Genomic DNA, 22,451 nt, shown 5'->3' with positions numbered 1-22,451 from the left:
CAGCTGGGATGCCGAATGTTTAGAGTGAACGGCTGCTTGACGACGGGCGGTGTATGAGAGCCTTTTTTCCCGATACTGCCTGATTGGATGGCCTCTCGCCATGAGGTTGCGGGCCTGATGGCGCGCATGATTTGGAGAGGTGGCCGCACTGAATGGTCCGGTGCCTTTTCGTTGCGAGGCCGATTGGGTTGGGCTGTTCATGCGGCATCCTCCCATGGTGGTGCCCGGGATTTGGGTGCTTGGCCGCGCAGGAAGACCTCGATAACGATCATGGTACTGCCGCATTTTGGGCAAGACTGGTGCGCGGGTCGATCATCGCATTCGGCGCTGGTTACCTCATCCGGTGTTTGATCGGGCTTTGGCTCTGCATTCAGCAAACGCCTGATCTTCGCGATCCTGTTGCGACGAATGCCGTTAGCCAGAAAGCCCGAGTTTCTGATGCGGTGGAAGCCGAATGGCAGAACGTGGATCAGGAAGCGGCGGATGAACTCGTCCGTTGGCAAGCGCATGACCTTCATCCTGTCTCCGCGTTTGATGCGATAGTCGTTCCACCGGAAGACCACGGTGCCCGCGTCGGCACTGACCAGACGATGGTTGGAGATCGCCACGCGGTGGGTATAACGGCTTAGATAGGCCAGCACCGCTTCCGGCCCGCCGAAGGGCGACGACCCAATCGGTTTGCGCAGCGGCGCGAGATGGGCAGCGAAGGTATCCGGGTCTGCCAATCCCACCAGATTACCGAAGAAGCGCAGCTTACCTGCCTTATGCAATCTGACCAGCCCATCGAGGAACAAGCGCCGAAACAGCCTCGACAGGACATTCACCGGCAGAAAGAACCCCGGACGGCAACCGATCCAGGAGGTGCCATCCGGCGACAGCCCGCCCCGGCACGATGACATGCACGTGCGGATGATGGGTCATCGCTGATCCCCATGTGTGCAGCACCGATGTCATGCCGATCCGAGCGCCCAGATGTTTGGTGTCAGCAGCGATGGTCAGGAGCGTCTGCGCGGATGTCTTGAACAGCAGACCGTAGACCGCTGCCTTGTTCTGATATGCGATGTCGGCGATCTGGGATGGCAGGGTGAAGACCACGTGGAAGTACTCGGCCGGTAGCAGATCTTCCATCCGTGCCTGCATCCAGTCCTGTGCTGCGTTGCCCTGACACTTCGGACAGTGTCGATTGCGACAGGAGTTATAGGCGATGTGGTGATGATCACACTTTGTGCAGGCCGCAACGTGCCCGCCGAGCGCGGCGGTCCGGCAATTCTCGATGGCAGACATTGTCTAGCCCCCGTGTTCTGGGCCATCTCGGACTAGAGTTTCGGGGACTGGTGGGCGCATGTTGAGGGCCTGATGCGGTCGGGTGTGGTTGTATTGCCTGAGCCAGCAATTGATCACGATCTGTGCCTGCTTGGTCGTTGTGAACCATTCGGAATTGAGAACCTCGCGGCGGAGCGTTCCATTGAACCTCTCGTTGTATCCGTTCTCCCAGGGAGAGCCCGGGTAGATCCGGATCGGGTTCACACCGACCTTCTCGAGCCAACTCTGGGTTGCCCGTGAAGAGAACTCTGGGCCGTTATCGCTTCGAACGAAATCAGGCTTTCTGTGGCGCAGGAACAGCCCGTAGAGAACCTCCAGCACATCTTCAGAACCCATGCGGGTCCGAACTTCCACTGCGAGCGCCTGGCGGGTGTATTCATCCAAAACCGTGAGCATCTTGTAGCTCCGCCCATTGCTCAGCTTGTCGTGAACGAAATCGACGCTCCAGACATGGTTAGGATGCGTCGGTCGGAGTCGAATGATCGAGCTGTCCTTGTGGTACAGGCGACGCTTCTTCTTGTGCCGCTGCGGGAGTTGCAGACCTTCCTCCCGCCACAGCCGTTCTACCTTCTTGTGATTGACACGCCAGCCCTCGACCCGAAGTAGCTGCGCCACCTTACGGTAGCCATACCGGCCATAGCTCTTGGCCAGACGGATCATGGCCAGTCGAAGAGCATCATCGTTCTTCTCTACGGCCCAGTATTGCATGGAGCTGCGTGCAAGGCCGACCACCTTGCAGGTGCGACGCTCTGATGTGCCGAGCTTCTGGCGAGCATGAATGACGGCCTGACGAAGTTGGCTCGTCGTCAGGCCCTCGGTTTTAGGTAGTTCAGACTTTCTTTGAGGATCAGCTTGTCCAGTTCCAGTTCGGCCACGATCTTCTTCAGCCGGGTATTTTCTTTCTCCAGGCTGCGCAACTCCGACAGTTGCGACTTGCCCATGCCACCGAACCGACGCCGCCAATTGTAGTAGGTCGCATCGCTGACACCGACACCACGACAGGCTGTCCGAACATCGTCGCCATCTGCCAGCTTCAGTTCAATCTCACGCAGCAGCTTCAGAATATCTTCGTCCGAGTATCGCTTCCGAGCCATCCCTTGTTCCCCCTTCTCGGCCAAAGTAGTGGCCCAAGTTTAGGGGGCAAAGACAGGCTCACCACCCGATTTTTTGGACGTTCCGCCGCTGCCCTTATGCGATAAGGGCTCGCCTTGCGCTGTTGAGTTCAGGTGTCAGAGTCGAATTGCGTGAAATTCTCTTACGGGACAAACCAGCGACTTTCTTGCAGACTTCCCCTTCCGGAACAGTGCCGGCGCTTCGCCTGCCAGACCGAGTTTTAGACGAAAGCCTGGAAATCATGATCTGGGCGCTCCAACAAAATGATCCGCAGCGGCTATTGGAAATGCCTCAGGCAGGTTGGCACCTGATCGAGGTAAATGATGGACCATTCAAGGCAGCATTGGATCACACAAAATACGCTACGAGATACCCAGATCTGGACCCCAAAGTGGAGCGAAATAAAGCTGCAAGCTACTTACACAACCTCGACGAACGGTTAGCCGGACGGTCATGGCTGTTCGGAAGTCGTCCCACCATTGCCGATCTGGCGCTTCTGCCATTTGTTCGGCAATTTGCCCATATAGATCGGATGTGGTTTGACGGGCAGGAGTGGCTGAATTTAACATCGTGGCTAAATCGCTTTTTAGAATGCGAAGCCTTTTTGCAGGTTATGAACAAGTACTCACCGTGGTCAGAAGGCGATGCTCCGACTTGGTTCAACAGCTGAGCCCAGCATGGCGCGTGCGGCCCATTGCAGACACTCGGCCTTACTTCTTGATGCTGCGGTTGCGGCACGCAAAGCGGACATTCAGCGCTTAAGCAAGCATTCGCGCATTCCAGGCTCAGTATGCCACGTTGGGCCAGATAGCGGTGCATCGCAATGTCGCCCCGATCCACTTGGCACGGCAACTCGATCGCGCGGAGGTTTCGCCCATTTTTTGTGATGGCAGTCTGGTGCGTGTCTATGACAGGGAGGCCGTATTGCCGGATGGAAATTGGCATTCCAAATCCGCCACTGATTACAGGCGCAGGAGATGGCAAATGAACAGGCTGGCACTCACTTTGCGCCCGGCCGCGCTGGAAACTCCCACATCCTTTCTGTCACGATTGGCCGCGCGCAACGGATGTCCGGATAAGGTTTCCTTTTGTTACGATCTCGGGTTGGATCTCATCGCAATCTCAAATGGAGAACGGAGTGCCATAGAGGACCTTTGTCACTTCGCGGGTCTGCCGAACGATGCGTTTGCCAAAACGGCTGTAATCAAAACGACGAAGATGAGTTGCCGCGTTGGCCAAGAGCTTTTCGAGAACCTAACGCTGAATCGTGTAGAAATTCGAGTCTGTCCAAAGTGTCAGTTGGAGCAGCATCAGTTGTCGTCGGATCTATGGGCTAAAGTCCATAAAATGCACTGGCAAGTTCCCCAGATCCATTCTTGCTATCTACACAACGAAAAACTGCTAACGATAACAGCCAAAAGCCATCACATCCTGCGCTTTGATTCGAGTTCGGCAATTAGAAGTGCTTGGAATGAAATCAGAAATGCAGACAGTCCACTAACAGCTGATAGTTTCGACAACTAACTTTCCAATAGATTTCTTGGAAGCAAAGTGAATTCCTTGAGTGATCAGTTCAGTATTCCATTGCTTTGGAGAATATCTGAGGCGCTCGGTATTACTGCAGTCTATGGGAGGTCGCAAAGGCGATCTAATCTTAGCTTCATAGAAAAGCGTAAAGCGGTTCTGAAAGGATTTGAACTACTACAGATTGGCGAAGACGCAATATTCGAAGCATTGGCTCAGGCAGTCCAGACACCTGCTCGCAGAAGCGCTTACGTGTTGTGGCCGCATTTCGGAGAACTTCAGGATCTACTTCATCGCAATCTTGACTATTGTGAAGGCTTGGAAGTGTTTCGAACAATATTGCGCAGCTTCATTCTCGAGCGCTAATATAAAACCCTTACTGCGACGTTCGCGGTTTTTTTGCGACGCCGACAAACACTCAATGGTTGTGAAACTGCCAAAGAATGCATCTATGGGTACTGGATGCCTTCATTGGCGCTGCGCCTTCTAAGGGCCAAGGGCTCATAGCGGTCTATCTTAATAAGTAAGTTAGAATGCTTGGACTTCCTGGAAATACTCGGAGCATTGTGTGCGTCGGCAAAGCGATATCAACGCAAGAATAGCTTCGCAGCACACCCCAATTACTCGAGATAGGTTTTGAACCATTCAATTGTGCGGTCCCGTAGGTTTGCCATCTCCTCGTCATAGCGTGGCGTGCTGTCATTATGAAAACCGTGGTTGGCGTTTTCGTAGATGTAGGCCTCGTAAACCTTGTCGTTGGCCTGCAGGGCGGCCTCAAAATCTGGCCAGCCCGCGTTGATGCGATCGTCAAGCTCACCCATCTGAACAAGCAACGGCGCCTGAATTTTGGCCACATCCTCAACTGCTGGCTGGCGCCCGTAGAACGGGACACCAGCGGCCAGTTCGGGATAGGCCACAGCAATTGCGCTGACCACACCGCCGCCGTAGCAGAAACCAACAGCGCCGACCTTTCCAGTGCAATCATCTCGGTTCAATAGATATTCAAATCCATTGAAGAAATCGTTCATCAATTCGACCCGGTCCACTGTCTTTTGCAGCTCGCGCCCATCCGCGTCGTTGCCTGGGTACCCTCCCACTGACGTCAGACCGTCGGGGGCCAGTGCCATAAACCCGGCCTTCGCCAATCGGCGCGCCACATCTTCGATGTAGGGGTTAAGGCCGCGGTTTTCGTGGATTACCAATACCGCGGGCAGGGGCTCTTCAACGCCGGCGGGTCGGACAAGGTAGCCGCGAACATCACCGGTTCCATTCGGTGAAGGGTAGGTGATGTAGTCCGCGTGGATATCGGGATCGTTGAACGACACTTGCTGAGCCATCGCGTAGTTCGGGCTGAGCATGTTTAGCAGCGCGACCGCTGTCACGCCGCCGACCGTGAACTTGCCTGCGCGGTCCAGAATTGGCGCTTGGTGATCTTGCCGTGCGCGTAAAGTCATACAGGTCCAGAAGTTCCTATCGAAGTCTTTTGCCGTCATGCGAGTCATTGTGGATCTCCTGATGAGTTTGGCAGTCTGAAGGGTGGGTAGTATCCGATCTGAAGGTCTTGATTTGATTGAGCGTCTGGATGGGCTTCCTAAGATACCGCCGGTGAAAGTTCCTTGTTCGCGTACCGTTCGCGCAGCACGTTCTTTTGAACTTTTCCCATAGTGTTGCGCGGCAACTCCTGGACGAGTTCGTAGCGGCGAGGATGTTTGAATCGCGACAGTTTGTTTCTGATGATCGACTCGATCTGTTCCACCTGAAGCTGTGCCAGGCTCGGCAACCAAAGCAGCAATAATTGCTTCTCCAAATTCGTTGTCGGGAACCCCGAAGACCGCCGATTCCTGAACGCCATCGACATCGTTCAAAACGTCTTCAATTTCTTTGGGGTAGACGTTGTAACCACCAGTGATGATCAGGTCTTTGACCGACCTACAATCGACAGGTAGCCATCCTCGCTGTATTGGCCCAGATCTCCGGTGATGAAAATCCATTTTCTCGAAGCTCTTCAGCCGTTTTTTGGGCATTTGCCAATAGCCCTGAAAAACATTGGGGCCACGCACTTCGATCATTCCGACCTCGCCTGGGGCAGAGGTTCTCCAGTTTCAGGGTTGGTTACGATCACCTCGGTGCCGGGTAGAGGCATACCAACAGTTCCCGCGCGCCGCTCACCGCTATAAGGGTTAGAGGTGTTCATGTTCGTCTCGGTCATACCGTAGCGCTCAAGGATGCGGTGGCCGGTGCGCGTTTCGAACGCCACATGGGTTTCTGCCAGCAACGGGGCTGAGCCGGAAACAAACAGACGCATGTTCTCTGTGATCTCATCGGTGAAACCGTCATCCGCCAGCAATCGGGTATAGAAAGTGGGGACCCCATTAGAAGGGTCGAGTGGGGCAATTCCTCCAAGATCATACCAGTGTCGAATTTTTTCATCAGCCGCACTTTGGAACCGGCGAGTAGTGATGTGTTCATCGCCACGAAAAGCCCGTGCGTGTGAAATATGGGCAACGCGTGAATCAAGCGATCAGCGTCAGTGATACCCCACAAATCCACAAGCGCTTGGGCATTGGACAGCAGGTTTCGGTGGCTGAGCATCGCGCCCTTGGACCGGCCCGTGGTACCTGATGTGTAAAGAAGCGCCGCGAGGTCGTCCGGCGCGCGATCTACGGTTTCGAATACACAAGGCTGTGCGTCCGCTTCGCGGCTCAAGCTTGGATTTTCGCCACCCAAGGTCAGCAGCTTTGCACCAGACCGGGTCGCCAATTGTTCGAATTCAACTTTGTCGTGGCTGTCGCAAACGATTAACGCAGGTTGCGCATCAGAGATGAAATAGTCCAACTCTGCCCTGGTATAGGCAGTGTTTAGTGGCAGGTAGACAGCACCTGCCTGAACCGAAGCGGCATACAGCGCAATCGTGTCGGCCTGCTTGGGCGCTTGCACAACGATGCGACCGCCGGGGGAAACTCCGCTGTTCTGCAAGACATGCGCGATTTGCGCGGTGCGCTGCAGAAACGCATCATAAGCGACCACCTGGCCATTATCGAGTTGCAGGAATGGAGCCGTGTTGCCCTCGTGGCGGGCAAACAAACTGTCGTAAAGTGTATTAGTCACGCTGTATTTTCCCTAGGCTTTACCGCAAGCGTCGCAGTTGAAGCCGCGCGAATTGAACGCGAGGCTTGGATCGTGGCACGTGTCGCGAATTCTTCGTGGTAACGTTCTGTTTTGTTCAAATCGTAAAGGTAGTTGGCCATCGCACCTCCGGACTGGGCGCGTCCGTTTGGCGACTGATCTGCCTGGGCATGCAGTTCATGAAGCTCGGCACCATTTCCCAAGTGAAAGCGCGCCACAGGGTCAAGCGGCATTCCATCTTCGCGCTTGGCGAACATCAAGTACCGGGCGGCCATCGCGCGCACGTCCTGCGGTGTTGCTGTTTCTGCAAGCACGGCCTCGGCGGCATGCCCGTGTTCCGGGTTGTTTGTTTCACCAGACAGCCACCGGTTTAACCCAGGTATCGGCGACAATGTCACAAAGGTATCAAGCCCAAGCTCCCGCGAAAGCTCGGTCACAACCTGCTTTATCAATAGATTCCCAAAGCTGATGCCCGCCAAACCCTTTTGGCAGTTTGAAATGGAATAGAACGCCGCGACCTTTGCCTGCTCGGTTTCGATCGGTTCTCGTGCTTCGGATAGAAGCGTATCTATTGCATTCGGGATTTCAGCGGTCAGAGCGACCTCAACAAAAATCAGTGGCTCATCTGGCATCGAGGGGTGGAAGAACGCAAAACATCGACGGTCCGGTGGGAAGAGCCGTCGCCGTAAGTCGTCCAGATCGTTGATCTGGTGCACCGCTTCATAGGCGACGATCTTATCCAGAACGCGGGCAGGTGTCCCAGCTGATTTGCTTGAGGACAAGAAAGCCTCGGTTGAACCAGCTGCGCAATAAATGGACGAAATCGATATCCGTTCGCTTGAGTTCCGGTTTGGATTTGAGAAAGCGCAGCAGATCAACGCGCATGGCTACAAGTTCCTGTGTCGCACCAGACGGCTGGTTCAGCCGTCGCAATAACTCTTGCCGCCGTGGCTCTGAAACTTCACTAAGCCTTTGATAAAGTTTGACACTTTGGTCGCTGGCGTAGAGGCGGGCTGCTTCAGAAAGCTGATTTGGGTCCAACTCAAGTTGGTCATTCAAATAGACAAAAAAGTCTAGTTTCTCCGCATCATTCAGAGTGTGGTAGCGCTCAAGGATCGTAGACGCGAGCGTGAATCCTGAAACTTCACCTTCCGCAGATAAAAGCGCCTCACATAGTTCAGAAATGGACCGTTTGTCATCCTTGCCACGCCTTTTGTCGGGACGGTCCAGCAATTGGTTTAGTAGATCACCCAGAAACCAATTCTGCTGCATTTCAGGGCTCCATCTGGCTGCTAAGGTACTCACCTGTTCGGCGGTAGTGATCGATTAGGTGCCGAGTTGCGCCGTCTGCGTCGTGATTTAATGCGGCGTCCAAGATTTGCTGATGTTCGGCGGCGATGTCTCGTTTTTTGTAACTCGCTCCGCCGGCCGCCAGATAGCGGTAGCGAATGTTCAGGTCGTAAAGCTGCGAGCAATACCGCAGTAGCAACGGCAGTTTCGAATTGTCCAACAAGGCCATATGAAACGCCTTGTGAGCGTCCTCAAAGTCTTGTGCCCCGTTCTGGCTGGCCTTTTTCATATGATGGTGACGCAAGACAAGCCGGTCTTCCCAGGCCGCATCCGCATTGGCGATGGAAGCGCGCAATGCGGTTTCCTCAAGGTTGCAGCGCAACAGAAGTATTTCCTCAAAGTTACACTTGCTGACTGGCGCTGCCCGAAATCCGCGCTGATCAATCCGCTCGACCAACATGTCCGAAGTCAAAAGGCTAAGCGCTTCTCGAACTGGACTAGCGCCAGTGTCCAAAAGCCCGCGAAGCTGTTCGATCTTGAGTTTTTGACCCGGGGGTAATTCGCCGGTCAGGATTAATTCGCGCAGCTTTCGATACGCTCCATGAGTGGCTGATGTCTCTTTGCCCTCAGTATCAAGCATGGCGTCCATATCCGACTGTTCCTATTTCGCGGCAAATACTCTTGAGTGCACTTAACTGAAGGCACTCGTTCCAGTCGATAGACCAACTGAAAGGTTCAGCGAGCCTTCGTTGATCAACCAGCGCCGAAGTACAAAACTACGTGCCCCACTTTTGTGCATCGGATCGTCTTCGGCCAGCTTCCGGGCGGATTCAAGGCTGTCGGCGCGATAGATGATCAGTCCCATCCCCTGCATATGCTCGCCGGTTTCATCCGACATGGGGCCTGCAAAGCCAGCTGCCCCAAACGTTCCAGCTGCGTCTGATACGCCAAGTGATCAGGCAGTGACGCCTTTACATCACCCGGCGCTTTGGCTGGCGTGCTCAGCGCGACGTAAAGCTCCAAAGCAAGCGCACCGCGGCTTTTTGCTTCTGATTTGTAGTCTGCCCAAGCAACCATTTGCTGCCTCCTAAAATATCGATATTATTTGACATATGGCAAAATAGTCGGCAAAAATCAAGCGAACTGACATGGATGGTGAAAATGAAATACCTGGTGGGAGAGACTTCGGAAGGCACAGCGGTTTTTGCTGTAGACGGTGAAAACGCAGTGAATCTAACGGCTTTGGACCCTGCCGTCGGTTCGGATTTGATGGGTTTGATAGCCAAGCCTGAACTGGCCGACTCACTTGCCAGCAAAATTGACGCGGCAGACAGTGTGCCCGTGTCTTCCATCACTCCGGCATTGCCCGTTGCTGCTCCCGGAACGATCATTTGCATGGGGTTGAACTACACGGACCACATCAAGGAAGGCGGGTATGACATCCCGGAATATCCGACGCTGTTCATGCGCGGGAAGAATTCGATCATGGCGGCAGGGCAACCTATGGTACGGCCTGCCTGTTCCCAGAAGCTCGACTACGAAGCCGAACTTATGCTGATCGTTGGAAAACGCGGCCGCCATATCTCGGAGCAGGACGCACTGGGCTATGTCTTTGGCTACACTGTATTCAACGATGGTTCGCTGCGGGACTATCAGCGTAAAACCGTTCAGTGGACGCCCGGCAAAAACTTTGATGATACGGGCGCGATTGGTCCATTTACCGTAACGCCGGATGAGTTGCCCGAAGGGGCATCAGGTCTGAAGATCGAAAGCCGTGTGGGTGACGAAATCCTGCAAAGCTCGAACACGGCCAATATGATCTGGGGTGTCCGTCAGGTCATCGCGACGATTTCGGAATATACCACTCTGGAGCCGGGGATCTGATTGCGCTAGGTACGCCGCCGGTGTCGGACACGCCAAAAGCCCAATCCCCGTTGGTTGAAGCCCGGCGAAACCGTTGAGGTCGAGATTGAAGGCATCGGATCTGCGCCAGCCCAATCATTGACGAAAAGACGCCAAGTCCAAGGTGGCTGCAGCATGAGCGCACCAACCGGAGTAGAGCTGGAGGCACTTCGCGCCAAGGCGCAGCAAGATCACCGCGATCTGCGCAAGCGCATTCCACGCTTGTCGGATGACGCGATCGCCTTGATCCTGCGCGAATCCAGATCGCACTACGCGTGGACCAACAAGCCTGTTTCTGACGACATACTTGAAGAGATCTATGACATCACGATCAACGGCGCGACCAGCATGAATACGTTGCCCGCGCGCTTCATTTTCGTGAAAAGTCCCGAAGGGAAAGAGCGGCTTGCAAAGTCTTTGAAGCCGAAGAATGTGCCAAAGATGATGGATGCGCCGGTCACGGCGATCATTGCCTATGACATGGACTTCTGGAAGGAACTGCCCTTTCTTTTCCCGCACGAAGACCGTCGGCCATTGTTCGAAAACAAGCCCGACTACGTGGCAGACACGGCCTTTCGAAATGGCACGCTTCAGGGCGCTTACTTCATGATTGCGGCCCGGGCTGTCGGGTTGGACGTCGGCGCCATGTCAGGTTTTCGAACAAGATCGTCGATGAGGAGTTCTTCGCCGGCACGACGCTCAAGTCCAATTTTCTTTGCAATCTGGGCTACGCGGACGAGACCGGATTGTTCCAGAAGCTTCCACGTTTTCCATTCGAAAGGTTTGCTCTTATGCATGAGAAGGTGGCGCTGTGGCTATGAAAGTGAAACCCGTCGTGACTTACCGCACGACAGCTCAATGCCCCACTCATGCGCGGACTGAGATACCAATTCGCGATCTTGATATTGTTGTCGATGAACCCGTCGAACGCGGCGGGACAAATCTTGGTCCGTCTCCGACCGAAACCGCAATGGCAGCCCTGATCGCCTGTACGAATGTCATCGGGCACAAGAACGCACATCGGTTGGGGGTTGACCTCGGCACTGTGACAATCGACGCGAAATGCAGGCTGGATCGGCGCGGTGTCCTGATGGAAGAGGAGATTGATGTTCCGTTTCCGGAAATCGAACTCACCGTGAATTGTGAGACACCCGCCAGTCAGGAGGAGTTGACACTCGTGGGCGAGGAGACAGCCAAGTATTGCGCCATTGCAAAACTGTTCGAAGCGGCAGGCACTGACCTGACCGTCAACTGGGTCAAAACAAACAAATAAAGACAAAAGACCTAACTTTCTGGGAGGAGAGAAATGAAAAACTGGACCAAACGCAGCCTAGTGGGCGCTGCTCTGGCGGGCGCCATGGCGATGCCCCTCGCGGCAGAAGAGACCATCTCTGCTGTCGTAATTGATGGCTATCCCGACCGCGCGTTGTGGGTGAAAGAATTCACCAACTTCTTCATTCCAGAAGTGGACAAGCGGTTGGCCGATTCCGGCAACTACAAGATGAGCTGGCAAGAGAACTACGGCGGTTCGATCGTCAAGCCCAAGGGCGTTCTGGAAGGTATTCAGCTGGGCTTAGGGGACATTGGCATCGTTACCACAATCTTCCATTCTTCGAAGCTCCCCAGCCAAGGAATATCGGGCTCGACACCTTTTGTGGCATCGGATTCCCGCGCCGTCGCCAAGGCTGTTGATGAAATCGCTCGTGAATACCCGGCGATGCAAAACGAGTTCGCCGCACAGAACCAAGTTTATCTTGCTACCGGCGTTGTGCTCGACACCTATCAAATCTTCTGTACGGAACCTGTTTCTTCGGTTGCCGATCTTGAAGGCCGCAAAATCGCGGGAGCAGGCCTGAACCTGCGTTATCTTGAAGGGATCAAGGATGCCGCCGGTGTACGCGGGGGACTAACCGATTTCTACAACATGCTTCAAACCGGCCTCGTCGATTGCGGCATGCTTTGGCCCGAAGCCGCAAAGACGTTTAAGATCGCGGAAGTAGCGCCGTACATGCTCAAGGCTGATCTGGGAGCAGTGAATTCCAAGACCATCACCGTCAATGCCGACTACTGGGCTAGCCTCCCGGACGAAGTCAAAGAAGTGTTAAAGGCCGTCGCCATCGACTACCGTGACCATGTCGCCGGCATCGCGATGGACCGCGCCGCTGCTTCGCGGGATGCGTATGTAGAAGCGGGTGGAACAATCGTTGAGGTTTCGGACGAAGACCGTGCCGCTTGGGCAAACGCCATGCCGAATGTCGCGCAGGAATGGGCCGCGACGCTGAACGATAACGGCGAGCAGGGCACAGAGATGCTGGCCGCTTATCTCGGCAAGCTTCAGGATGCCGGATTCACCGGCGTGCGTGACTGGACGGCTGAATAACTGTCTGGCGATCCACGAAAGGGGCCTTTCATGCTGAAGACCGCAGTTGCTGGCTTGTCTCGGGTCGCCAATTCGCTTGCAATCGCTGCCAACGCTTTGGGTACTATCGTTGTCCTTGCGTTGGTGGTCATTCTGAATATTGACGTCATCGCGCGTGGCCTGTTTTCAGCCCCTCTGCGCGGGACCTACGAGATGGTCCAGTTTTCGGTCGTGATGATCGTTTTCTTGCAGTTGGCCGACGTCGTCAGAGTGGATCGGCTGACGCGCTCAGACGGGTTCCTGAACCTGCTGCACCATCGCCGCCCGGGTCTGACAGCCAGCCTGAGGCGCATCATCAACGCCATATCTGCCATCTTTATGGCTTTGATTGCGTATGTAACCTTCCCAGAATTTCTTCATATGTGGGAGACACAGGACTACTTCGGAGTACCCGGTCTTTTCACATTGCCATGGTGGCCGGTCAAACTGGTCATCGCGTGCGGTACTGCGCTTGCCTGCGTGATCTTCCTGCTTAAGGTCATCACGGCGCAGGACCGCCCGCAGCTTGTCCGCACCCCTGAACATGACGAGGCCGCAGAATGACGCCGATTGAGATTGGCCTGATCTCGGTCGTTGCCATCGTCTTTTTGATCTACGCAGGCGTCTACATTCCGATTGCTTTGGGCGTGGTCTCCTTCGTGTCGATCTGGCTGATGCGGGATAACTTCACGCTTGCGCTCAATCTGCTGAAGGTTGCGGTGGGCGACAGCGCGATGGAATACAGTTTCGCGACCATCCCGTTGTTTACCTTTATGGGGCTCATCGTTTCAAAAGCGGGACTAGGCAGGGACATTTACGAAGTCATGACCATGCGGTTCCGCAAGGTCAAAGGCGGTATCGGAATGGCGACCGTCGGAGCCAATGCCGTGTTTGCGGCCGTTACCGGGTCGTCCATTGCGTCCGCATCAGTGTTCACCAAGGTCTCGGTCCCGCAGATGATGGCGCAGGCATATAATCCACGGTTTGCGGTTGGGGTTGTGGCCGGGTCGTCGGTTTTGGGATGATTATTCCGCCCTCGGCGATGCTGATCATCTATTCCTTTGTCGCCGAACAGTCCGTAGGGGACATGTTTCTGGCGGGAGTAATACCCGGTATCATGCTGGCGATAGCTTATGTGGGCGCGATCTGGTTGATGGGCCGCTTCACACCTGCATTTGTGGGTGGCCGGGTCGTCGAAGACACTGAATGGATGTCCGCGAGATCGCATCCAAGACCCTGCCCACATTGTTCATTATCACGGTAGTGCTCGGGGCATTTACACAGGATGGCTAACCGCTGTCGAGGCGGGTGCCGCCGGGGCACTGGTTGCGCTCGTGATAGCAGTCGTGCGCAAGTCCATGACACCAAGAGCGTTCTGGGACGCGTTGCTGGAAACCGGTCACATTACAGCGGCGATTTTGTTCCTGATTACGGCAGCTTCGATTTACAGCCGCATGCTGGGACTGGCCGGGCTGCCCAATCAGTTGCAGGACTTGCTTGCGGGAATTCAGCGTCCTTTTGGTCGATCATGCTGCTCTACGTCCTCTTGATGCTTTTTCTGGGCACATTACTCGATACAGCGTCCATCATTCTGATCGTTGTCCCGCTGTTTCTGCCCATGGCCGAAGCACTGGATATGTCGTTGATCTGGTTTGGCATTATCACTGTTGTCGGCGCCGAAATTGGACTTTTGACCCCGCCTTTGGGCATATCTTGCTTCGTCATCAAATCCACGATCAACGATGACCGCATATCGCTCAAGGATGTGTTCATGGGCGCACTTCCATTTGCGTTCGTGATGCTGATCGTTCTGTTCATTCTGATCGAATTCCCGATCCTCAGCCTTGCCCTGATTTAAGGAGGCCCAGATGCGCTCTGTCACCAAAGACAATATCACCGACGTGTTCATGGGATACCTGTCCAAGGACACCGATCCGCGGATGAGAGAAATCATGGGGTCTTTGGTCAAACACCTCCACGATTTCGCCCGAGAAACCAACCTGACGCATGACGAATGGCGCGCTGGGATTGCGTTTCTGGAGGGCTGCGCTGCGGTGGAAACTGAGGACAGGCATGAATTCGTGCTCGCCTCGGATGTGCTGGGCCTTTCGTCATTGGTGGACATGTTGCATTCAAGTTCTGATGCAACAAGCTCATCCGTGCTTGGCCCTTTCCATGTCTCTGGCGCGCCGCCTTTGCCATTCGGCGGGGATATGAAGCGCCACTACGGTGGACCTGTGCTGCTTGCTGAAGGCGTGATCCGGGATACAGATGGTAATCCGATTTCCGGTGCAGAGCTGGATATCTGGCAAACCGCACCGAATGGAATGTATGCAATGGGACGAAGAACAGGACACCTATTCTTTTCACGGCCTGATGACTACCGGCGACGACGGTAAGTATGCATTCACGACCGTCAAGCCAGTTGAATACACGGTGCCGTCAGATGGGCCTGTCGGGGATATCCTGCGCGCCTGCGGCCGCCATCCTGGCGACCTTCGCACCTGCACTATATCGTCAAAGCTCTGGCTATCGTTCTTTGGTCACTGAGATATTCCCCGACGACGATCCTTATTTGGATCAGGATACAGTGTTTGGTGTTCGGGATGATCTGGTGATGACCTATGTTGAAAGGCCAGTTTCAGAATTTCCTGATGGCATGGAGCTTTCTGGTAAGATCACTGAACCTTTCTTGCACGTGAAGTTCGATGTGAAGCTTGCCAAAGTCTGAACGATATTGAGGAGGCTTGAGGTGCTGAAACATATCTTCATATTAGGTGCCGCGCTGATTTGCAGTAGTGCTATCGCAGAAGAGCGCCCGATCTTTGACGCGCATATTCATTACAGCCACGATGCCGTCAAACTGGTTCCTCCCGAACAGGTGGCCAAAATCCTTCGAGATGCGGGCGTTCGTAAAGCCCTGGTCTCCAGCTCTGATGACAATGGTACTCAGCTGTTGTTGGCCGCGGCACCGGACATTGTTGTTCCGGCACTGCGCCCTTACCGGCGTCGCGGTGAAATCAACACCTGGATGCACGATGAAACCGTAATCGAGTATCTGGAAGCAAATCTGGCAATGAACAAGTACGAAGCCATCGGTGAGTTTCACGCTTACGGCGACGATATCAAAACGCCGGTCATCCAACGTATGATCGCACTAGCCAAAGAGCGGAACCTCATCCTGCATCACCATGGTGATCGAGAGGCAGTTGACCTGATCTTCGAAACCTGGCCGGAGGCTCGGGTCTTGTGGGCGCACTCTGGCTTTGATGATCCGGCGAGTGTTGTTGACGCGCTGGACACCTATCCAAGGCTTTGGGCCGACTTGGCATTTCGTTCGGACATGGCCTCACGAGGCCGTATTGACCCGGATTGGAAGGCGGCTTTCGAAGCCCATCCGGATCGTTTCATGGTCGGTACGGATACATTTGCGCCGGAACGTTGGTATTACGTAGGACCTCATGCCGATTTTTCGCGTGAATGGTTGGATTTGCTGCCGGACCAGATTGCGGACAACATCGCCTATGCCAATGCCGAACGTTTGCTGGCATCAGAATGATCCGCTGCGCTGTCTGGTTTCTGATTTGGTCCAGCGCGGCTTTTGCTTGTGACGTAACTGGGCAACGTATGAAGTCGGAAGTTCAAAACGCACCCGAGGTTTATCTGTCCATCGATGAAATTCCGTTGGCTCAACCGTTTTCCGTGCTGGTTTCAGTTTGTAGTGAAACGTGGGCCAATTGCGTGTGGATGCAATCATGCCCGCTCATCAACACGGTATGAACTATACCCCCAATGTTACCGCGTTGGACGGTAGAACGTTCCGCGTTGATGATATGCTGTTTCACATGCCGGGTTTGTGGGAGCTGCAGGTTGATGTCGACATCAATGATCAATCAATTTTCTACACGTCAAAAATTGCGTTGAAATGAAGCTGTGGATGACAGCGGCGCTAATGGTCCTGACCGGCGCAGTGCGTGCCGAAGTCTTGCTGTCTGCTGACGAAATTGAACAAACGCTGACTTTGGACCGTGGCCGCCATCCTTCCAGTCGGACCCAAGCAATAGGTTTCAAAGACACCGATCGATCCAGCTCGGACAGGCTTTTTCAACGATCCGGTGTTGTCGGTCGACGGTGCATATTCGTGCGCCAGTTGTCATGATCCTGAACAGGCCTTTACAACGCCGGAAGCCCGAGCGCTCGGCCGTGTTCTGTTAGATCGAAACACACCATCACTACGGAATCTTGCCGGACTCCGTTGGTATGGGTGGGGTGGAAAGAGCGACAATTTTTGGGCGGCAAGCCTGCATCCGATCATCGAAGAGCATGAGATGGCGCATAGTCCCGAAAGTCTGAAAACAGCAATCTCAGAAAGTGCTTACATTGATGACTTTGAAGCAATATTTGGCGATATCCAGGATCAAGGTCCAGAACATGTTCTGGTAAACACTGCAAAGTCCTTTCGGCTTACTTGGAAACTTTAGTTACCGACCGGACTCAGTTCGACGATTTTCGCGATGCCTTGAGGATCAAGATTTTGCAGCGGCCGCGTACTACCCCGAAGCAGCCCAGCGAGGTTTTCAGCTGTTTTTAGGGCGCGGGAATTGCGTGTTTTGCCACAACGGCCCGAGGTTTTCCAACAATGAGTTCCACGATGCCGGTGTACCATATTTTCTGAATGAAACCGAGGTTGACGAAGGTCGGTTTGGTGGATTGAACTTTTTGCTCTCAAGCCCCTATACACTGGACGGCGTCTGGAATGACGATCCGGACAAGCAAGGTGCTTGGGCCGTTCGAAATGTACGCCGGAGCCACTCTGATTTTGGAACCTTCCGGACGCCCAGCCTGCGCGGGGTGGCTGAAACCGCACCGTACATGCATGACGGCAGCCTAGGGGATCTGAACGCTGTGATCCGGCATTACAGCAAAATCAATACGGAAAGGCTGCACGCCGACGGCGAAGCCATTTCTCGCAATTGAATTTGTCTGAGCAAGAGATTGCAGACTTAGTTGCGTTTTTGAGGACGCTGTCCAAGGCGCCTTACTAAAGCGTTTGTGTTTAAAGCCCGGGAATGGGCTATTTGGCAAGCTGGTTCGGCGACTATCGTTAGCGGTGCCGATGAGGGGGTTCTGCTCGCTCTGGTTCAGAATTGCTTGACGTTAGATCAGAAATGGATGACGTGATCGGCCGATTTGTTGAGGTTTTGGATGTCGATTGAGTCAAGTATCAGTGAAGTTCCACATTACTTGTTGAACGTCACACGAACCTGACCCAACCGTCACAGTTGGACCAGAAACGAGGTGAACGATCGACATCGGATGGCACCCCCAAATCAATAACTCGTTGAGCACGAAGTAGACCCAGAGCTGCAAATCAGTTGCTGAAAGAGGAATTTGTGCCTCTTTTTAGCTAGAACTCAGTCGTGACAACTCGGCCCGAAGCGGTCTCCCGACTACGGTAGCTGTCGCTGTGGTGCGGCCCGTCAGAGGAGACATTCGCCGCAAGCGCGAAGTAGAGCACTCTGCGAACCGGAAGTTCGCAGACGAAGTTGCCATTCAGTCGTGAATTGCGAATGTCCGCTTGTGAGAAAACTCTGAAAGATGCAAATTTAGCCAATAGAAACAGAAATGCAGGGGGCAGGATTGTCACCTATTGACGCTGTACGTACGCCTGACGACCGTTTTCTGAACCTGCCCGATTTCGCATGGCATCCTCTGTTCGAAGATCAGTTGGCCGGGTATGAAGGCCTGCGGATGGCAAGAATAGACGAAGGTCCACAGGACGCAGAGCGGGTGTTCTTGTGCCTTCATGGACAGCCTTCATGGGGTTTTTTGTATCGGCATATGATCCCGGTCTTTCTCGAGACTGGCGCCCGAGTTGTCGTTCCTGACCTGTTCGGTTTCGGCCGGTCTGACAAACCTATCCAAGACAATTGCTACACTTTCACATTTCACAGACAGAGCTTGATCGAGTTGATTGAAACGCTCGATCTCAAAGGAATTACACTCGTTGTACAGGATTGGGGTGGGCTTGGTCTTACCATTCCACCAAACATGCCTGATCGCTTCAATAGGCTATTGGTTATGAACACGGTTCTTGGCTTGGGTGGCGGTAGCAGCGAAGGGTTCGATGCATGGAGGGATTTCCACCGAACCCACCCGGACTATGACGTGGCTGCATTGTTCCAAAAGTACGTGCCCGGCATGAGCGATGAAGTCGCGGCCGCTTACGCCGCACCTTTCCCGGACGCGCGTTATCGGGGCGGGGTGCGGAAGTTCCCGTCGCTGGTGATGACCGAACCCGACATGGAGGGCGTTGATGTGTCGACGCGCAGCGGCATGGTGGAAAACTGACTGGTCTGGCGACAGCTTCATGGCGATAGGAGAAGCAGATGTTCTGATCCCGCCAAGGCTGATGAAACGCATGCACGAAATATTGGGCGTAGTTCGCCCACCTCTGATGTTGCCAGACGCAGGACACTTCGTTCAGGAGACCAACGGCGAACAAGTTGCTCGCGCGGGCTTGTCTGCATGGGAAGATGTAGGGCATCCCAGTTAGCCTTAATGGTTTAGAAATCGGACCTTCCTGCAGACCACAGCATCAGTTACTTCGGGGCTCATTGCCGCCGCTGGGGTTGGTTGCAGCAACTCAGTTCGGAGCATTGCTACTGCCCGCAGGACAGCCCAATGCCGACGTCTACTAGCTAACCGAATTGCTGCGGTCGCAAGCCACATTACAACCATTCGCTGCGCTATAGCTGCTAGGGCGCCTGGAGTATCGCATCCTGCTTGCGACACGCGATGGCACGCGATAATCTACCTCTAGGCCGTTTGAGGCGGCCACCCGGTCCGCGGAAAGCTGTCATCGGCACCTCTCAACGAATGTGTGAAAACCACATCGGTTTCTCTGCCCGGTTTAGCGGACCTTCGGGCAACGGAGGGAAGACCGATGACCAAATCGCTCGACCAACTGCGCCGTGACGCAAAGGCCTTGGGTAATGCTCTTGCTGAGGGCGACAAAGGTGCAATGCTGCGCATCCATGGCATTGTTACCATGCCCAAAGACGGGGTCTACAAACACGCGGATTGTCTGCATGTCATAGCGCGAGAGACCGGATACGCTTCGTGGCCAGCATTGAAACTCGCGGTTGAAACACAAGGGATGGATCGCGCACAAAAGCAGGGACGGCTGCGTTGGGCGCTTTACAACGGCTCAAAAGAGACGATCGTGCATCTGCTTGCAGATGAGCCGGATCTTGCAGACGATCAGGTGCCTCTTCTCGTCGCTCTCTATGACGTAGCCGCGATGCGCAAGATCCTTGTTCAGGATGCCAGTGTTGCGACACGCGAATACCCGTCACGGCGGCCAATGTGCCATCTGGCGTTTTCGAAATACATCAAGACTGCGCCTGAGAAAGAACCCGAGATGCTCGCCATGGCGGAATTGCTTGTCGAACACGGCGCTGACGTAAATGACAGTTTTGCATTCGATTCCGAGACAGACCACCGCCTGTCCGCGCTCTATGGCGCCATCGGCCATGCAGACAACATGCCTTTGGCCAAGTGGCTGTTGGAGCAGGGCAAATCCCGACGACAATGAATCCCTCTACCATTCCACTGAACTGGGCCATACCAAAGGTCTTCGTTTGTTGCTGGAACATGGGGCAAATCCGAAAGGAACAAATGCGTTGCCGAGGGCGATTGACTTCAACAGCACCGATGCAGTCCGGCTGTTGCTGGACCACGACGCTGATCCCAATGAAGGCATCAATCCTCATCCGTCGGGTGAACCTTCCTTGGTGATCCCAGCCTTGCATCAGGCGGCCCGGCGTTTGGCTTCGGGCGAAATCGCTCGGCTTTGTTGGAGCACGGCGCGAACCAGTGCTATTAGCCGCGGTCACTCTCCTATGCCTTTGCCCGCGTCTTCGGAAACAGGGATGTCGCGTCGGTTCTAGAACGCGCTGGTGTATCCACGCAGTTGACGTCGACCGAAGAGCAACTCGTGCGGGCAGCGGACGCGACGTCTAAGGAGGACGACCAGATCGACATGAATAGCCTGTCGCAAGAGATGAGGTTTCTTCGCCGCCTCGTCTGGCGCGAAGGAACCCTGCCTCACATGCATCGACTGGTCGAAATTGGCTTTGACCCAAATCTGCCGGACGAAATGGGAATGCCGCCCCTGTACCTTGCCGGTTGGGAAGGAATGCCCGACGTCATGTCGTATTTCCTGAACCAAAACCCGGACCTGAACCACACAAATGCCTACGGAGGGACACTGCTGTCAACGATTGTTCACGGGTCCGAAAACTGCCCACAAAAGGCGCATCGCCATCACATCGAATGCGCGCGTCTGGCGCTGGAGACCGGTGTGGCGCTTCCGCGAAAGGCCTCGCAATTTGCAACGGTTCCCGAGATGTCCGCCTATCTTGCTGACTGGGCGGAAGCGCATCCCCTGCAAGTCTCGGAACACGGAGTCGTCTAAGGTTGAAGTTCTTGTGCCAGATACAGGCTGCCGTAGCCAGATTGTTTAACGGCTGACCTTCATCGGCAGGATCGGCCCCTGGGCGTTTGCCGCGCTTCACCAAAGGCAGAGAATCCCGCGTTGTGATAGGCCGCGATCGCCCGCGCATTTTCCGGGTGCGGATCTGTTGCGACAACCGGGCCTCCTGCGGAAAACACCCGTTTAAGATGCTCAGAGATAAAGGCGGGCCGTGCCCGCGCCCGATCATATCTGGCTCACCAATGAACTGGTCGATGCCCCGAGATCCCTGCGGAAGGGACTAGAAATGGAGATCCTCCCAACCGTGAACAGTCTAATCCTGGATATATGCAAACGGGCGTTACGCAAGCGAAGCGATCCATCTTCGGACGCACGTCTTCCAGTTCTTTGTTCGTTTGGCTCATTGAATCCCACCATTCGCGAACATGTGGGTGCGATTGCAATTGCGAGATCATCGCAAGATCAGCCGACGTCATCTTGCATAAGGCATATCGGTCGGTTAGTGCATGGCAAAAGATAGCAAACATGTGGCGAATGTTTAAGAGCATCTGACGGCCCCTTGGGACGTGGCGATATGCCCTTCTTAGGATCAATGGTTTGTTTTGGCGTTGCTCCGGCCCATAGCCGAACTTCGCCCTGCATTCTCAATGCTACGCCAGCAGCCTGCTTTGCGGACATTCGCTGCAAGCGTCATCTTTGGGATTATTCAAACTCACATTTCGCGGGCACAACCGCCCAATGCGGGCGCGACGCCGACTGGCTGCCTAGTTGCCCATTCCGTAGCCGACAGCAGCCACCCGCAAGTGGCCTCTCGCGCTCACCCCTACGAAGTGTCGGGTCACTGACAAATTCGGCATTTTGCGATATGTTTCGTTAGGGCGTTTCCCTGCGGCTCTAGAAGACTGCCCGCCGCTCCTTAACCTCGGAGTATTGAAATGGAAATGAACTCGAAAAATATCATAACCGCAATTGTAGTCTTGGTAGTTGTGGTCGTCGGCATATCTTACCTTTCCGGCACCAGCGGCGACGAAGAGGTAGAAGCACCAGCCACTGAAACTGGCAATTGAACCGCTGCTCCGGGCTCGAAGTGGTCATTCGGCAAATCGCAACGGATGTCCACATTGCGGACCAAGCGGTCACCTAAATATGAAAGAAAGTTATCAGCCAGCAAATCTATTTCGACTTCGGCTATGTGTCAGAGGTGGAGATCAGGTGACTAGATAACAGTGCAGTTTTGTTGCAATGGTAAGCTAACATCGAAAAATCAAAATTCACTTC

The 22,451-nt window shown here is 54.4% G+C and carries 25 protein-coding genes and 6 pseudogenes; 23 read left to right on the top strand and 8 right to left on the bottom strand.

Annotation, left to right across the window (positions count from 1 at the left end; translation table 11 throughout):
• Positions 1–197: 197 nt before the first annotated feature.
• From ACR3EJ_RS00155 to ACR3EJ_RS00145, 3 genes and pseudogenes are all read right to left on the bottom strand, one after another.
• Positions 198–1,284, bottom strand: a pseudogene (locus ACR3EJ_RS00155) (IS91 family transposase); the annotation flags it as partial.
• A gap of 3 nt (positions 1,285–1,287) precedes the next feature.
• Positions 1,288–2,103 (bottom strand): IS3 family transposase, encoded by an 816-nt coding sequence (locus tag ACR3EJ_RS00150; RefSeq protein WP_480423303.1) that lies wholly within the window; start codon positions 2,101–2,103, stop codon positions 1,288–1,290.
• 26 nt (positions 2,104–2,129) lie between these two features.
• Positions 2,130–2,417 (bottom strand): transposase, encoded by a 288-nt coding sequence (locus ACR3EJ_RS00145; protein WP_170703282.1) that lies wholly within the window; start codon positions 2,415–2,417, stop codon positions 2,130–2,132.
• A 68-nt stretch (positions 2,418–2,485) separates the two neighbouring features.
• On the opposite strand from ACR3EJ_RS00145, the gene ACR3EJ_RS00140 reads away from it, so the two are divergent.
• Both ACR3EJ_RS00140 and ACR3EJ_RS00135 read left to right on the top strand, forming a co-directional pair.
• Positions 2,486–3,106 carry a glutathione S-transferase gene (locus tag ACR3EJ_RS00140; protein ID WP_170543304.1) on the top strand — a complete coding sequence of 207 codons (621 nt, stop codon included), beginning with the start codon at positions 2,486–2,488 and terminating at the stop codon, positions 3,104–3,106.
• Between the two features lie 314 nt (positions 3,107–3,420).
• On the top strand, positions 3,421–3,960 hold the full coding sequence (locus tag ACR3EJ_RS00135) for a TniQ family protein (protein WP_170542690.1): 540 nt from the start codon (positions 3,421–3,423) through the stop codon (positions 3,958–3,960).
• 620 nt (positions 3,961–4,580) lie between these two features.
• On the opposite strand, the gene yghX is transcribed toward ACR3EJ_RS00135, so the two are convergent.
• From yghX to ACR3EJ_RS00110, 5 genes and pseudogenes are all read right to left on the bottom strand, one after another.
• Positions 4,581–5,462, bottom strand: coding sequence for a YghX family hydrolase (yghX, locus tag ACR3EJ_RS00130; RefSeq protein ID WP_480422401.1), 882 nt, complete (start codon positions 5,460–5,462; stop codon positions 4,581–4,583).
• Between the two features lie 89 nt (positions 5,463–5,551).
• A pseudogene (locus ACR3EJ_RS00125) lies at positions 5,552–7,068 on the bottom strand (malonate--CoA ligase).
• Positions 7,065–8,358, bottom strand: a pseudogene (locus ACR3EJ_RS00120) (malonyl-CoA decarboxylase domain-containing protein). Before ACR3EJ_RS00120 ends, ACR3EJ_RS00125 begins: the two co-directional pseudogenes overlap by 4 nt.
• Position 8,359: 1 nt before the next feature.
• The gene (locus tag ACR3EJ_RS00115) at positions 8,360–9,016 is read right to left on the bottom strand and encodes a GntR family transcriptional regulator (protein WP_480422399.1); all 657 of its coding nucleotides are present in this window, start codon (positions 9,014–9,016) and stop codon (positions 8,360–8,362) included.
• 51 nt (positions 9,017–9,067) lie between these two features.
• Positions 9,068–9,274, bottom strand: coding sequence for a YciI family protein (locus ACR3EJ_RS00110; RefSeq protein ID WP_480422397.1), 207 nt, complete (start codon positions 9,272–9,274; stop codon positions 9,068–9,070).
• Between the two features lie 263 nt (positions 9,275–9,537).
• Between ACR3EJ_RS00110 and ACR3EJ_RS00105 the strand changes: the two genes are divergently transcribed.
• The 21 genes and pseudogenes from ACR3EJ_RS00105 (at position 9,538) to ACR3EJ_RS00005 (ending at position 22,240) form a co-directional block, all read left to right on the top strand.
• The gene (locus ACR3EJ_RS00105) at positions 9,538–10,260 is read left to right on the top strand and encodes a fumarylacetoacetate hydrolase family protein (RefSeq protein WP_480422395.1); all 723 of its coding nucleotides are present in this window, start codon (positions 9,538–9,540) and stop codon (positions 10,258–10,260) included.
• A gap of 153 nt (positions 10,261–10,413) precedes the next feature.
• Positions 10,414–11,160, top strand: coding sequence for a malonic semialdehyde reductase (locus ACR3EJ_RS00100; protein ID WP_480422393.1), 747 nt, complete (start codon positions 10,414–10,416; stop codon positions 11,158–11,160).
• The gene (locus ACR3EJ_RS00095) at positions 11,096–11,551 is read left to right on the top strand and encodes an OsmC family protein (protein ID WP_170542702.1); all 456 of its coding nucleotides are present in this window, start codon (positions 11,096–11,098) and stop codon (positions 11,549–11,551) included. The genes ACR3EJ_RS00100 and ACR3EJ_RS00095 overlap by 65 nt, the downstream gene beginning before the upstream one ends.
• A gap of 33 nt (positions 11,552–11,584) precedes the next feature.
• Complete coding sequence (locus ACR3EJ_RS00090; RefSeq protein ID WP_170542704.1) at positions 11,585–12,658, top strand: C4-dicarboxylate TRAP transporter substrate-binding protein; 1,074 nt, start codon at positions 11,585–11,587, stop codon at positions 12,656–12,658.
• A 30-nt stretch (positions 12,659–12,688) separates the two neighbouring features.
• The gene (locus ACR3EJ_RS00085) at positions 12,689–13,240 is read left to right on the top strand and encodes a TRAP transporter small permease subunit (protein ID WP_170542706.1); all 552 of its coding nucleotides are present in this window, start codon (positions 12,689–12,691) and stop codon (positions 13,238–13,240) included.
• Positions 13,237–13,940: pseudogene (locus ACR3EJ_RS00080) on the top strand (TRAP transporter large permease subunit). The gene ACR3EJ_RS00085 and the pseudogene ACR3EJ_RS00080 overlap by 4 nt, the downstream one beginning before the upstream one ends.
• Positions 13,858–14,534, top strand: a pseudogene (locus ACR3EJ_RS00075) (TRAP transporter large permease subunit). The pseudogenes ACR3EJ_RS00080 and ACR3EJ_RS00075 overlap by 83 nt, the downstream one beginning before the upstream one ends.
• A 10-nt stretch (positions 14,535–14,544) precedes the next feature.
• On the top strand, positions 14,545–15,075 hold the full coding sequence (locus ACR3EJ_RS00070) for a dioxygenase (protein WP_480422390.1): 531 nt from the start codon (positions 14,545–14,547) through the stop codon (positions 15,073–15,075).
• Positions 14,999–15,226 (top strand): dioxygenase family protein, encoded by a 228-nt coding sequence (locus tag ACR3EJ_RS00065; RefSeq protein ID WP_480422388.1) that lies wholly within the window; start codon positions 14,999–15,001, stop codon positions 15,224–15,226. The genes ACR3EJ_RS00070 and ACR3EJ_RS00065 overlap by 77 nt, the downstream gene beginning before the upstream one ends.
• The gene (locus ACR3EJ_RS00060; protein ID WP_480422386.1) at positions 15,216–15,407 is read left to right on the top strand and encodes a hypothetical protein; all 192 of its coding nucleotides are present in this window, start codon (positions 15,216–15,218) and stop codon (positions 15,405–15,407) included. Before ACR3EJ_RS00065 ends, ACR3EJ_RS00060 begins: the two co-directional genes overlap by 11 nt.
• Before the next feature lie 21 nt (positions 15,408–15,428).
• A complete protein-coding gene (locus ACR3EJ_RS00055; RefSeq protein WP_170542708.1) occupies positions 15,429–16,235 on the top strand; it encodes an amidohydrolase family protein in 807 nt (268 codons plus the stop codon).
• 196 nt (positions 16,236–16,431) lie between these two features.
• Positions 16,432–16,605 carry a hypothetical protein gene (locus tag ACR3EJ_RS00050; protein ID WP_480422383.1) on the top strand — a complete coding sequence of 58 codons (174 nt, stop codon included), beginning with the start codon at positions 16,432–16,434 and terminating at the stop codon, positions 16,603–16,605.
• Between the two features lie 150 nt (positions 16,606–16,755).
• Complete coding sequence (locus tag ACR3EJ_RS00045) at positions 16,756–17,157, top strand: cytochrome c peroxidase (RefSeq protein ID WP_480423302.1); 402 nt, start codon at positions 16,756–16,758, stop codon at positions 17,155–17,157.
• Positions 17,158–17,281: 124 nt separating this feature from the next.
• A complete protein-coding gene (locus ACR3EJ_RS00040) occupies positions 17,282–17,653 on the top strand; it encodes a hypothetical protein (RefSeq protein ID WP_480422381.1) in 372 nt (123 codons plus the stop codon).
• Positions 17,623–17,721, top strand: a pseudogene (locus ACR3EJ_RS00035) (hypothetical protein); the annotation flags it as partial. The gene ACR3EJ_RS00040 and the pseudogene ACR3EJ_RS00035, both read left to right, overlap by 31 nt.
• Positions 17,722–18,316: 595 nt before the next feature.
• A complete protein-coding gene (locus ACR3EJ_RS00030) occupies positions 18,317–19,027 on the top strand; it encodes a haloalkane dehalogenase (protein ID WP_480422379.1) in 711 nt (236 codons plus the stop codon).
• The gene (locus ACR3EJ_RS00025; protein WP_480422377.1) at positions 18,993–19,232 is read left to right on the top strand and encodes a hypothetical protein; all 240 of its coding nucleotides are present in this window, start codon (positions 18,993–18,995) and stop codon (positions 19,230–19,232) included. Before ACR3EJ_RS00030 ends, ACR3EJ_RS00025 begins: the two co-directional genes overlap by 35 nt.
• Before the next feature lie 390 nt (positions 19,233–19,622).
• On the top strand, positions 19,623–20,273 hold the full coding sequence (locus tag ACR3EJ_RS00020) for a hypothetical protein (protein WP_480422375.1): 651 nt from the start codon (positions 19,623–19,625) through the stop codon (positions 20,271–20,273).
• Positions 20,197–20,628, top strand: a complete 432-nt coding sequence (locus tag ACR3EJ_RS00015) for an ankyrin repeat domain-containing protein (RefSeq protein ID WP_480422373.1) — start codon at positions 20,197–20,199, stop codon at positions 20,626–20,628. The genes ACR3EJ_RS00020 and ACR3EJ_RS00015 overlap by 77 nt, the downstream gene beginning before the upstream one ends.
• A 47-nt stretch (positions 20,629–20,675) precedes the next feature.
• On the top strand, positions 20,676–21,155 hold the full coding sequence (locus tag ACR3EJ_RS00010) for a hypothetical protein (protein ID WP_480422371.1): 480 nt from the start codon (positions 20,676–20,678) through the stop codon (positions 21,153–21,155).
• A 959-nt stretch (positions 21,156–22,114) separates the two neighbouring features.
• Positions 22,115–22,240: a hypothetical protein gene (locus ACR3EJ_RS00005; RefSeq protein WP_480422369.1), complete on the top strand. Its 126-nt coding sequence runs from the start codon at positions 22,115–22,117 to the stop codon at positions 22,238–22,240.
• Positions 22,241–22,451 lie beyond the last annotated feature (211 nt).

Source organism: Ruegeria sp. AB11, from assembly GCF_056536325.1.
The sequence above is the reverse complement of the archived record's forward strand: the minus strand, read 5'-3'. Positions and strand labels throughout refer to the sequence as shown.